Here is a 12,260-nt window from a genome sequence, read left to right as displayed (position 1 = left end):
GATCTCAACAGTCAAACCATTACCATTAAAACAACAAACATCATAAAAACATAAACTAATCAAGTCTTTGCTCCCTCTCCTTCGGAGGGGCTGAGGAGAAGATAAACCAAAAACCTATGCTAAAAATTACTGTAGAAGAGTTTGATGAAAAACTTAGATTGATAATTAATTCTGACGAAAATCATCTTAAAAAAGCAACTGATGGTATTCATTTATGCAACAAAACCCTAGCCGACATGAAAGAGAGAGTCGAGCAAAACGATTTTGAAACGACACCAGACGAGATTGATTTTTTTAAAAACATCAAACCCCTTCCAATGAGTTACCTTATCTATTTTACAGAACTGCGTTCTTGCGAACTACGCAAACCTAAAGCGGGCATATCCTATCAAATTGAATTTTTCGAAAAGGAAATGCGGAAAATCAATAAGTTCTTTTCTCGCAATTTGGATTTCGTGAATTACATGGAGCAAGGATACACTTATATTGATCATCAATTTTTTACAAGAAACCCAGGCAATAGTTTTCCTTTCACTCCAATGACGGATTATTACCAATATCCTGAATTTTCCTCCTCACACGATATGCTTTGGGCGAAAATAAAGGCAATGTACCGCTTTATCCATTATATCCGAGAAGCAATGCAAAAACTCAATGCCGGAAATACAATTCTATTTGACGAAAAAAAACACAAAGTGCTGCTTTGGACAGCTCCAAAAACGGCACTAACAGAATTAATTTATGCCTTATATTCTAATGGAGCTTTGAATCACGGAGGGGCCGACATAAATACTATTGCCTCTTCCTTTGAAGATTTTTTCAATATCAAAATTGACAATATCTACAAAACCTACTCAGAGATTAAGGAACGCAAGAGTAGTAAAACAAAATTCCTGGAAGAACTGATGATGAACCTGCAACAAAAAATCCACAAAGAAGACGAATTTTAAAAATCGGTACCCTATCGGTAGTACGAAAAATACAGTAAGGAAATACAGCCCCAGAATTGTATGTAACCCTTCTATATATGGGCATTCATATATTCGTTAGCTAACACCAAAAATAAAAATCGCTCCCGTTTTGCGTTTAATGCTCCAGTAGATTGGGGCATTTTTCATTAGAAAAAATGCTTCGGGAAATAATAAACTTTAACAGCGAAAAAAAAACAGCTAGAAAACACCAATACCCCCCAAAACAGGCTTTAAATAATATTGAAATGTTAAATTTCTTCGGTACTACGAAGTGTATGGGGATAGAAAGCAAATAAAAGCAGTCAATTTTGTATCACTAAAAAACACAATAGATACAAACTCAAATTACTTTCAAATGGCAGCAACAATTATCACAGTCGAAGATCTTAGAGACTTCAAAATTGATTTATTAGAGGAAATCAAAAAAATATTTCAATCGCAAACTACTACGCAAACCAAAAAGTGGCTAAAATCCACAGAGGTTCGCAAATTGCTTAATATTTCTCCTGGAACACTCCAAAACCTCCGCATCAACGGAACACTTTCCTATACCAAAATCGGTGGCACTATCTATTACCCCAATCAAGACATTGACAAAGTACTGGAAAATAACAAAGTCAACGCCAATCCCTAACTATTCAAATAGTCGCGGCTATTGTCTTCCCGCCCACAGTCAAGGGGACCTTCTCTCTATTCACTATTCACCGTCATCTCGAGCGCAGTCGAGAGACACAATTCACTAAAAATATGAACTACATCAAACACCTCACCGGATTTTTTAATAAAATCAATTACGAAACCAACCTCAACCCAACCCACATTTCACTCTATTTAGCACTTTTCCAATGTTGGAACGTAAACCGCTTCAAGAATCCAACAGGCATTTCCCGGGAAGAAATTATGAAAGCTAGCAAGATTAATTCAAAAGCGACCTATCATAAGTGCATGAAAGAGTTAGAACTTTTGGGATTTATGGTATACAATCCAACATTCAATCCCCACTCCTGCTCCAACATCATTATGACAAATTTCTCTGAAGAAGTAAAAACAATTTCAAAAATACCACAACCAACCCATTCAAAAAATGAACCCGTTCACAATTTGACCAAAACAAAAAATGAACAAGTCATTGAACAGGTAAATGAACAGCTCTATATATATAATAAAAAACAAACAGTTAAAAACAATTTAAACAATACAAAAATAGATATAGAAAAAATTTTAAGAAACGAACCAGTTCAAAATTTGAATCCTATAGTAATTCCAAAAGAGAAAGAAATAAAAGCAGATTGCGCTCGGCAAAAACTTCCAGAATTCGCTGACACCAATAAAAAACAAAATGAAAGCGGTCAGCAAAAAGAAAAAAGTTGCGCCAAAAAAGAAAAAACAATTGAACTCGATTTAATTTTTGACACCACACCCCCATCACTCGAAATGATACTGGAATACTTCTCTTTCAAGGAAAGTTCCCAAATGGAAGCCAATAAATTTTTCAATTACTACTCCAGCATCGGTTGGCTCATAGGCGGCAAAACAAAAATGAAAGATTGGAAAGCAGCAGCAAGAAACTGGATGCTCAACACAGCTAAGTTTGCAACAAACACCTCAAAAACAGATTACAACTCCCAACCAAAACCGATGCACCTGCACACGGCAACCCAAAAAAACTATGACGAACCATTGTAAAACAGTCGGCGAAACCTTCGTGGTCCACAAAGGTTTCAAAGTGTATGATTTCCAAAAATGTCTGGAATACCTAGAAATTCAAGGAAAAACTACCTATGGAAGTTCGTTTAAAATCAGTAAAATGGATCATCCTACCATCTACAAATTGCTGATTTATATGATAAAAGACGAGAAAGCAGCCATGAACCTAAAAATAGACTTATCAAAAGGCATTTTACTCTCAGGTGCTATTGGTTACGGAAAAACATCCCTAATGAACTTAGTACGCCCTTTTGCCTATCAGACCTCCGAATACAAAATCAAAACATGCAGGGAAGTATCTTTTGAATTTGCCAAAAACGGCTTTGAAGCCCTCAACTGCTACACGCTAAAGCAAGCCAATCAATCAAAACTAACTGGCTATTGCTTTGACGATTTGGGTGCCGAACAACAAATAAAACACTTCGGAAACGATTGCAACGTCATGGCTGAGGTACTCATTAGCCGCTACGAACAGTTTGTCGAAAACAAATCCGTCACGCACATCACCACCAACCTTTCCGCCTCTGAAATCGAAAACAACTACGGCAACCGACTCCGTTCCAGGATGAGAGCCATGTTCAACCTGATCACATTCGACAAAAACACAACTGACAAAAGATAATCAACAAATGAACCCTGAAAAGACCTTGGCGAATTTTGCGCTTCCTTCGTGCCCTTTGCGATTAAAAACATAAACAATCCCTAAAAACCTTTGCTAACCTTGCGCTTCCTTAGTGCCCTTTGCGGTTAAAAAAACACAACTCATAACTCACTATTCACCACTCACTACAAAAAAAATGAGAAAAATCAACACCTTTTGGAACTGGTTCCAAGACAACAACCAAACCATCAAAAGCCTCTTCTATGAAACCCCTAAAAACCAAATTCATATCATCTACTGGTTATCAAAAAACCTCAGCTACTACTGCGAAGAGCTCGACTTTATAATTCTATTCCCTAAAAACAATGCCGATAAAACGGAACTCATCATAACCGCAAACGGTAATGTCGAATACTTCGGCCAAGTAATTAATTTAGTCGATAATGCGCCACTATTAAGAAAATGGAAATTCACGGCATTCTTACAATCAACCGAAAAAATTAATAAGATAATCAACGGATTGGACCAACCCTACATCATTCAGGAACTTACTTTACAATCTAATGAATCTAAATTTCTACCCATAGATTATAATCCAATAACAGCAAAAATCGACATTATCATTTTCCTGAAAGACTACAATTTGTACTGTGATACAAAGACTTTAAAGCAAGCCATTTTTATTATACTACATAACATTGCAGGAAAAAATATACTATCCCAAAATATTAGTTTAATTCAACTACCATGTGTAAGCTATACCAAATCATCTAAAGAAAACGAGGAGTTGATTCATTTATACGAATTAGAAAACTATTTGGATAGATACAATCAAAATTCTAATTTGTAAGATATATATAGTTTTACATCTATTTAATTATCGAACCAATATCACCAAAAGTGGGTATAGTAAATTCCTTAAATTTATTGTTCTTTTACACCATAAAGAATCAAAACAAATCAATCGAAAGTAGAAAAGCAAGCCATTTACGGTTTCACTCATTTATTCTAATTAAATATTCGATACTTTAGCAAATGAATTGTTAGAATTTAATTCTAAAGTCGAATTGCATTAAAATGGTAATATAATAAGTCTATGAACATTGCTCAAATAGAAGAAAACCTTCAAAACCTTATATTAAACTACACCCAAGAAACCTTCATTTATGAATTATTATTGGCTTACGGTTTACCCAAAGCATCCATCACCAGGTTACAAAAAGGAAATTTAAACCTGTCAAAAGTAGAAGGGGAAATTTCTTGGAAGAAAAAGTTGTTTTTTAAACCAGTATTCAATCAGGATTTGCATCTTGCTATTTCCGAAATAAAAAACACACTCAAACAAGACCAGCGCTTTGTTATCGTGACTGATTATAAAACCCTATTGGCAATAGATACAAAAACAGGCGATAGCTTAGACATTGATTTTACTGCTTTGCCCAAGCACTTTGATTTCTTTTTGCCCTGGGCAGGAATGGAAAAAGCCCAACATCAAAATGAGAATCCAGCCGATGTAAAAGCAGCCGAAAAAATGGCACGGCTTTTTGACGAAATCAAAAAAGACAATCCAAATAATTCACCGGAATTCATTCATGGACTCAATGTGTTCTTATCCCGATTGCTATTTTGCTTCTTTGCTGAAGATACCGGTATTTTCGAATTAGGACAGTTTACTAATGCACTCGCCAGCCACACACAAACAGACGGAAGCGATTTGACGGATTATTTAGATAAACTATTCGCCGTCTTAAACACTCCACGCAGTAATGATGCGAGAGACGCATTGCAATGTGACACGAAGGCACAATATTTACAAAATTTCCCGTACGTAAATGGCGGTTTATTTAGAGAGCAACAACCCACGCCCTTGTTTACCCGCCGTTCCCGCCAAGCCATTATCGATGCGGGACAAATGGATTGGGCTGCCATAAATCCCGATATTTTTGGTTCGATGTTTCAGGCTGTTATTTCAGTAGATCAACGGGGCAGTTTAGGGCAGCACTACACCTCCGTGCCCAATATAATGAAAGTCATAGAGCCTTTGTTCTTGAATGATTTATATGCGGAATTCGAAAACGCCAAAGGCAATAAAAACAAACTCGAAGCGGCACTTAAACGCATCTGGAACATCAAACTATTTGATCCCGCTTGTGGAAGCGGAAACTTCTTAATTATTGCCTACAAAGAATTGCGAAAACTGGAAATGGGTATCTTCAAGGAAATAGACACGGCGAACAAAACCTACTCTACTCAATATTCTGGCATATCTTTAAACCATTTTTACGGAATTGAGATTGATGATTTTGCACACGAAATTGCCATACTATCGCTTTGGCTGGCAGAACACCAGATGAACCAAGAGTTTTTTAAAGCCTTTGGACGAACCAAACCCGCTTTGCCACTAGAACAAACAGGTTCTATCGTTCATGGTAATGCCACTAGAGTAGATTGGGATATCGTTTGCCCGAAAAACGAAGGGGATGAGATTTATATTATGGGAAATCCGCCGTTCTTAGGTTCAAAAAACCAAAATGAACAACAAAAGGAAGATATGAAATTTGTATTTTCAACATTTGAGAACTATGCAAAGCTTGACTATATCGCATGTTGGTTTAAAATTGCTTCAGATTATTTTAGCGACATAAATGGAAGTTTTGCTTTTGTCTCAACAAATTCGATTTGTCAAGGTGAGCAAGTTTCAATTATTTGGCCTTTTATCTTGAATAATAAGCAAGAAATTAATTTCGCATATCCATCCTTTAATTGGACTAACAATGCTAAAGACAAAGCAGGCGTTACTTGTGTAATTGTAGGAGTTGCCCTTTCAAATTTAATAAAAGAGAGAAAACTATTTAACAACAATAATATTCTTTCTGTTAAAAGTATAAGCCCTTACTTAGTAGCAGGTAATCCGCTTTGTGTTTTTCCTAGAACTAAACCAATTTCTAAAATCCCATTGATGGTTCGTGGAAGTCAACCAACAGATAATGGAAATTTATTACTATCCGAAGAAGAAAAAAACAATCTAATCATCGAATATCCTGATTCAAAACAGTTTATAAAAGAGTACATGGGGGCTGATGATTTTATAAATGACAAAAAAAGATGGTGTCTCTGGATTTCAGATGATCTAAAGGAAGTGGCCGAAAAAATATTGCCAATCAAAGAACGTATAGAAAAGTGTAAAATATTCAGATTAGATAGTAAAAAACAAGCAACAAGAAAAAAATCTGAAACGTCTCATAAATTTGACGAAAATAAACATCAAGACTCACCGTCCATTATCTTTCCTGTAATTTCTTCAAGCAGGAGGAAATACGTCCCAATTGGATTCCTAGATAGCAATACAATAATTAGTAACAAAGGTCAAGTAGTCTACGATTCCCAACCATTTATTTTTGGAATCCTTACTTCTATAATGCACATGTTATGGTTGAGTATTACTAGCTCAAGAATGAGGAATGATTACCAATATTCAAATACCCTTAGCTATAACACCTTCCCATTCCCTCCAATTACCGAATCCCAAAAAGAAGAATTGACCCAATGTGTATTTAGAATTCTGGAAGAGCGGGAAAACCATTCCGAGAAAACCTTGGCGCAAATGTACGACCCGGACAAAATGCCCGAGGGTTTACGTCAAGCACATCGTTTAAATGATTTGGCAGTAGAACGTTGTTACCGCTCTAAACCTTTTGAGAGCGACGAAGAACGACTGGAATATTTGTTTAAGTTGTATGAGAAAATGATAGCGGAGGAAAAAGATACGTTATCCGTGAAAGTGAAGAAAGCTAAAAAGCAAAAGTAGCTTCATTGAGGGATTGAGGTCTTTCTGTTAAAAAATTTCCATACATAAAACTCGTGGATAATTGAAAATAATGATAGAAAATATATTCGAAGAAATAAGAGAAATATGCAATCATCCTTGGAAAAGAGAATTGTTGCTACAAGATAAAATCATCTGGAATAGATTGTGGGCTTCTCTAGATGTAATCGAAGATTCACAAATTGCAATTAACGATTATACTAACTTATCGGAATTCAGCTCCAATACAAACGGATATTTATATGTTTATGGGATTCTTCAGGCATTAAATTTACAGCAAGATGCTCTTGTAAACCTTAATAAAGCTTTATTTGAACAAGACATAAATTTCAAAGAAGAATATCCGGAATTATACAATATAAGAGAAAATAGAAATAATTCAATTGGACATCCAACCGACAGAGGGAAAGGAAAATCATTTCATCATATAACTAGAGGTTCTATCAAAAAAGAAGGATTTGAAATGATTTCCCTATTTCCAAAATCTAAAGGAGACACCAAGTTTGAGGAAGTTAATATTTTAAGCTGTATTGAAATCCAAAATAAATTATTGAATGAAATTTTAAATAATACAATGGAAAAACTTAAATCTGAATTTGATAGCCATATGAACAAGTTTAAAGAAAAAAAACTAATAGACATCGTACCTAGAACGATTGACTATCATTTTTCAAAACTTTATGAGGATTGTAGCGATTATTTCCCTCTTGTTAAGATTAATTTTGATATGATTTTCAAAATATATAATTCTATAAAACAAGGCATTATCGACAGATATTCTAGTTTAGCCGCATTACCTGGAATTGAACTAAACACAAAAATGCTTGATTATTTATTTGATAGATTAAACCGAGATTTGATAAAAGATAGAATTGAAGATGAAATGGAATTACAAATATTTATCGATGCATTGAAATCTCATTTTGATGAATTAAAATCGATGATAATAGAAATTGATGAAGAATTTAGTACTTAGAAATAGCATTGAACGACAGGAATAATTATTTAAACTTTGCCAAAAAATATTAAATAGATATGGAAAATGAAATCAAACTATTTGAAGATAAAAAAGTACGAAGCCATTATGATGCCGAAAAGGAAATTTGGTATTTTTCGGTTATTGATGTCATTGCTATTCTAACAGGAAGCTCAGTGCCAAAAAGATATTGGAGCGATTTAAAAAAGAAGTTGACCAAAGAAGGAAGTGAAGTGTACGATAAAATCGTACGGTTGAAAATGCTTGCTGATGATGGTAAAAATAGAATTACTGATACCGCTGATACCGAAGCACTGCTAAGATTAATTCAATCTATTCCGTCGCCAAAAGCCGAACCTTTCAAACAATGGTTGGCTAAAGTAGGCTATGAAAGAATAAAAGAAATTGCCGATCCCGAACAAAGTATAGACCGAGCCAGAGAAAACTGGAAACAATACGGCAGAAGCGAAAAATGGATTCAGCAAAGAATGATGGGTCAAGAAACCCGAAACAAATTAACCGATTATTGGAAAGAAAGCGGTGTGGAAGAAAAAAAAGATTTCGCCATACTAACCAATATCATTCATAAGGAATGGACGGGTTTAACAGTAAAAAATCACAAAGAAGTAAAAGGATTAAAATCTCAAAATTTGAGAGATCATATGAGCGAAGCCGAATTAATCTTTACGGCCCTTGCAGAACTATCCACAAGACAAATAGCCGAAAATGATAAAGCTAAAGGAGTGCCCGAAAATGCAAAAGCAGGTAAAAAAGGTGGCGCTATTGCTAAAAATGCTAGAATAGCTCTAGAGGACAAAACAGGAAAAAGCGTGGTAACTGGAGAAAATTTTTTACCGCCAGAGAAGCAAGAAAAAATTGATTGAGGGATGAAAATCCAACTATTTTAGATCTACCTAATTAGCTAAAATTACAAGAGATAAAGCCCTTATATAAAAGAACCAACAGAAAACCTATTTGGAAAAAGTTTGTCTAAAATAGGTATAGATAAAAAACACTTTAGACGAACTTAGACAAACTTCAAGAAACAAGCCATGCCAGATATAGTAAATGTAAACTACCAGAAAACAGGAAATAGCACTAAAATTAATACGATGGGAATGCGAGAAATGCAAACTCGTGCTTTTGAATCACGTGATGCACAGTATTTATTATTAAAAGCACCTCCAGCTTCGGGAAAATCCCGTGCTCTGATGTTCTTGGCATTAGATAAATTAGTAAATCAAGGCATCAAAAAAGTAATTGTAGCCGTTCCTGAACGATCTATTGGTAGTTCATTTTCTAAAACTGATTTGAAAAAAAATGGCTTTTTTGCCAACTGGGAACCAAACGACAATTACAATCTTTGTACGCCTGGTGATGATGGTAGCAAGAGTAAAGTAAAAGCATTCCATAAATTTATGGATAGTGAGGAGCAACTTTTAATCTGTACGCACGCCACTTTACGCTTTGCTTGTGAGGAATTGGACGACGCAAAATTCAACAACACACTTTTGGCCATAGATGAATTTCATCACGTTTCTGCCGATGCTAATAACAGATTGGGGGCATTATTAAAATCGATAATGAGCAAATCTTCGGCTCATATTGTAGCGATGACCGGTTCTTATTTTAGAGGAGACAGCGTACCTATTTTAACGCCCGAAAACGAAGCCAAGTTTACCAAAGTAACCTACAATTATTACGAACAGTTGAACGGCTACAACTTCCTGAAATCATTGGGAATTGGTTATCATTTCTATACTGGAAAATATACTTCGGCGATATTGAATGTACTCGATACCGATAAAAAAACAATTCTCCATATTCCAAATGTAAATTCAGGAGAATCTACCAAAGACAAGCACAATGAAGTCAATTTCATTTTAGATGCCATTGGGGATGTAATCAAGCAAGATTCCGATACCGGTGTCATTCATATCAAACGACACAGTGATGGTAAACTATTAAAAGTAGCTGATTTAGTCGAAGACAGTTCCAGAGAACGAGACAAGATTGTAAACTACCTGCGAAATAGCAAAGAAGTTGATGATATGGATTTAATCATTGCGCTAGGTATGGCAAAAGAGGGTTTTGACTGGCCTTTTTGCGAGCACGCTTTAACGGTGGGGTATCGAGGTTCATTAACAGAGATAATCCAAATAATTGGTCGTTGCACCAGAGATAGCAACAATAAAACACATGCCCAATTCACCAATCTTATTGCCAGTCCAGAAGCCATTCAGGATGATGTAAAAGTGGCCACCAATAATATGCTGAAAGCTATTACAGCATCCTTGTTGATGGAGCAGGTATTGGCTCCCAACTTCAAATTCAAAACAAGATTGGATAATGATGACGAAGAGGCTAAGCCAGGTGAAATAAAAATAAGAGGATTTAAAGCGCCAAGCTCAAAGAGGGTAAAAGATATTGTAGAATCGGATTTGAATGATTTGAAAGCATCCATTTTACAAGACGATTCCATGCTGAAAGCGATGCCGGGAAACATAGATCCCGCAGTAATTAACAAAGTTTTGATTCCAAAAATTATCAGAATTAAATACCCGGAATTATCAGACGAAGAAATTGAGGAAATCCGTCAATATGTGGTAGTGGATTCAGTCATCAAATCGGGTGAAATAAAAGAAGTAGGAGACCAAAGATTTATCAGAATGGCAGATAAATTTGTAAACATAGAGGATTTACATATCGACCTGATTGACACGATTAATCCATTCCAAAAAGCTTTTGAAATCCTTTCGAAATCCGTAACGACAAAAGTGTTGAAAATTATTCAGGACACCATTGAAGCCACAAGAATAAAAATGGACTTTGAAGAAGCTAAAATTTTATGGCCAAAGATTATAGAGTTCAAGAAAATGTATGACAAAGAACCAAGTCTAAATGCAAACGACCCTTTAGAAAGAAGAATGGCAGAATGTATTATTTACTTGAAAGAGGAAAAAAGAAAACGAATGGCCAATACAAATGGATAAATTTCAAACCTTAGAGGATATTTTTGCAAACGATCAATTTGACATTCTAAATGTCAAACCTAAAGTTTCAACTATACGAAATGCAGACGAACGGCTATCTGCTTCTTTCAGTGAAGTGAATGATTTCTTTGTGCAATACAATCGAGAACCTCAACCCAATCCGGCTAATATATCAGAATTTCAACTCTATTCTAGATTAAAAAGCATTCGATCCGATATAGAAAAAATGGAATCTTTAGAAGAGCAGGATATTCATGGTTTATTAAAATTGGAACCAAAAGAAATTAATTCAATTGATGATATTTTTAATGATGATAGTTTTGATTTGTTGGAGGACGATACTGATCTGTTTGATTTCAAACACACACCAAAAACAGAGGAAAGAATGGCGACAGATTTTGTTGCGAAACGAAAGCCTGTAAAAGATTTTGATAAATATGAATCATTATTTAAAGAAATTCAATCTGATTTAGCCACTGGAAAGAGAAAACTCGTGGATTTCAAAATGGGTAATCTTCGAGAAGAAACCTATTATGTTCATAATGGAGTTTTATTTTTACTAGAAGAAATTAACATTGACAGGAAAGACCATTACAAGAAAGACGGTACTAGAGTTCGGGAAGATGGACGAACCAAATGTATTTTTGAAAATGGCACCCATTCCAATATGCTGAAGCGTTCTGTTGAAAAGATATTGTATGCCAATGGTAAAGTAGTGTCGGAGAACATAGAAAAAGTAAACGAAAGCTTCATTGAAAAATTTAGTGCGATTACCGAAGAAGATGAAGCTGCAGGTTATATTTATGTCCTTCGTTCCAAAAGCAGAGACGATAGAATAACCGAAATTGATAATTTATACAAAATTGGATATTCTAAAGTGGAAGTAGAAGAAAGAATCAAAAATGCAGAAAAAGACCCCACCTATTTAATGGCGCAGGTAAAAATTATAACTTCTTGGAAATGTTACAATATGAATCCACAAAAACTGGAACAATTACTTCATAATTTCTTCGGCAAATCCTGTTTGAACGTTGATATTTTTGACGAGAAAAAAAGACGACACACACCCAGAGAATGGTTCATAGCACCTATTGATGTTATAGAACAAGCTATTGAATTGATTATTAGCGGAGAGGTTGTGAAGTATAGTTATGATGAGGTAAGTTGTATCATTTCAAAAAAATAG

10 protein-coding genes are annotated in these 12,260 nt (G+C 35.1%); all 10 read left to right on the top strand.

The window, feature by feature from the left end; translation table 11 throughout:
• The first annotated feature begins 116 nt into the window (after positions 1 to 116).
• The 10 genes from BLV91_RS13865 to BLV91_RS13820 all read left to right on the top strand — a co-directional run bounded on the left by BLV91_RS13865 (position 117) and on the right by BLV91_RS13820 (position 12,260).
• Positions 117 to 950 carry an RteC domain-containing protein gene (locus BLV91_RS13865; protein ID WP_091434320.1) on the top strand — a complete coding sequence of 278 codons (834 nt, stop codon included), beginning with the start codon at positions 117 to 119 and terminating at the stop codon, positions 948 to 950.
• Positions 951 to 1,326: 376 nt separating this feature from the next.
• Positions 1,327 to 1,605, top strand: a complete 279-nt coding sequence (locus tag BLV91_RS13860) for a helix-turn-helix domain-containing protein (protein WP_091434394.1) — start codon at positions 1,327 to 1,329, stop codon at positions 1,603 to 1,605.
• A 113-nt stretch (positions 1,606 to 1,718) separates the two neighbouring features.
• Entirely contained in the window at positions 1,719 to 2,657 is a 939-nt protein-coding gene (locus tag BLV91_RS13855; RefSeq protein WP_091434318.1) for a hypothetical protein, read from the top strand.
• Entirely contained in the window at positions 2,641 to 3,300 is a 660-nt protein-coding gene (locus BLV91_RS13850) for a P-loop NTPase family protein (RefSeq protein WP_091434316.1), read from the top strand. The genes BLV91_RS13855 and BLV91_RS13850 overlap by 17 nt, the downstream gene beginning before the upstream one ends.
• Before the next feature lie 175 nt (positions 3,301 to 3,475).
• Complete coding sequence (locus tag BLV91_RS13845) at positions 3,476 to 4,129, top strand: hypothetical protein (protein ID WP_091434392.1); 654 nt, start codon at positions 3,476 to 3,478, stop codon at positions 4,127 to 4,129.
• Positions 4,130 to 4,375: 246 nt separating this feature from the next.
• Positions 4,376 to 7,087, top strand: a complete 2,712-nt coding sequence (locus BLV91_RS13840; RefSeq protein WP_091434315.1) for a class I SAM-dependent DNA methyltransferase — start codon at positions 4,376 to 4,378, stop codon at positions 7,085 to 7,087.
• Positions 7,088 to 7,157: 70 nt separating this feature from the next.
• A complete protein-coding gene (locus BLV91_RS13835; protein WP_091434313.1) occupies positions 7,158 to 8,081 on the top strand; it encodes a hypothetical protein in 924 nt (307 codons plus the stop codon).
• Between the two features lie 59 nt (positions 8,082 to 8,140).
• Positions 8,141 to 8,965, top strand: coding sequence for a BRO family protein (locus tag BLV91_RS13830; protein WP_091434312.1), 825 nt, complete (start codon positions 8,141 to 8,143; stop codon positions 8,963 to 8,965).
• Between the two features lie 168 nt (positions 8,966 to 9,133).
• Positions 9,134 to 11,074 (top strand): DEAD/DEAH box helicase, encoded by a 1,941-nt coding sequence (locus tag BLV91_RS13825; protein ID WP_091434311.1) that lies wholly within the window; start codon positions 9,134 to 9,136, stop codon positions 11,072 to 11,074.
• The gene (locus tag BLV91_RS13820) at positions 11,067 to 12,260 is read left to right on the top strand and encodes a GIY-YIG nuclease family protein (protein ID WP_091434309.1); all 1,194 of its coding nucleotides are present in this window, start codon (positions 11,067 to 11,069) and stop codon (positions 12,258 to 12,260) included. The genes BLV91_RS13825 and BLV91_RS13820 overlap by 8 nt, the downstream gene beginning before the upstream one ends.

Origin of the sequence: Flavobacterium degerlachei (assembly GCF_900106645.1) — a bacterium.
In the GTDB taxonomy this organism is placed as follows: Bacteria; Bacteroidota; Bacteroidia; order Flavobacteriales; family Flavobacteriaceae; genus Flavobacterium; species Flavobacterium degerlachei.
This window is presented reverse-complemented; position numbering and strand designations above follow the sequence as displayed.

Bases quoted from the DNA above. Each gene is read 5' to 3' on its own strand.
- BLV91_RS13865 (WP_091434320.1), top strand. From the start codon at position 117: ATGCTAAAAATTACTGTAGAAGAGTTTGATGAAAAACTTAGATTGATA.
- BLV91_RS13840 (WP_091434315.1), top strand. From the start codon at position 4,376: ATGAACATTGCTCAAATAGAAGAAAACCTTCAAAACCTTATATTAAAC.
- BLV91_RS13845 (WP_091434392.1), top strand. From the start codon at position 3,476: ATGAGAAAAATCAACACCTTTTGGAACTGGTTCCAAGACAACAACCAA.
- BLV91_RS13835 (WP_091434313.1), top strand. From the start codon at position 7,158: ATGATAGAAAATATATTCGAAGAAATAAGAGAAATATGCAATCATCCT.
- BLV91_RS13825 (WP_091434311.1), top strand. From the start codon at position 9,134: ATGCCAGATATAGTAAATGTAAACTACCAGAAAACAGGAAATAGCACT.
- BLV91_RS13830 (WP_091434312.1), top strand. From the start codon at position 8,141: ATGGAAAATGAAATCAAACTATTTGAAGATAAAAAAGTACGAAGCCAT.
- BLV91_RS13820 (WP_091434309.1), top strand. From the start codon at position 11,067: ATGGATAAATTTCAAACCTTAGAGGATATTTTTGCAAACGATCAATTT.
- BLV91_RS13850 (WP_091434316.1), top strand. From the start codon at position 2,641: ATGACGAACCATTGTAAAACAGTCGGCGAAACCTTCGTGGTCCACAAA.
- BLV91_RS13855 (WP_091434318.1), top strand. From the start codon at position 1,719: ATGAACTACATCAAACACCTCACCGGATTTTTTAATAAAATCAATTAC.
- BLV91_RS13860 (WP_091434394.1), top strand. From the start codon at position 1,327: ATGGCAGCAACAATTATCACAGTCGAAGATCTTAGAGACTTCAAAATT.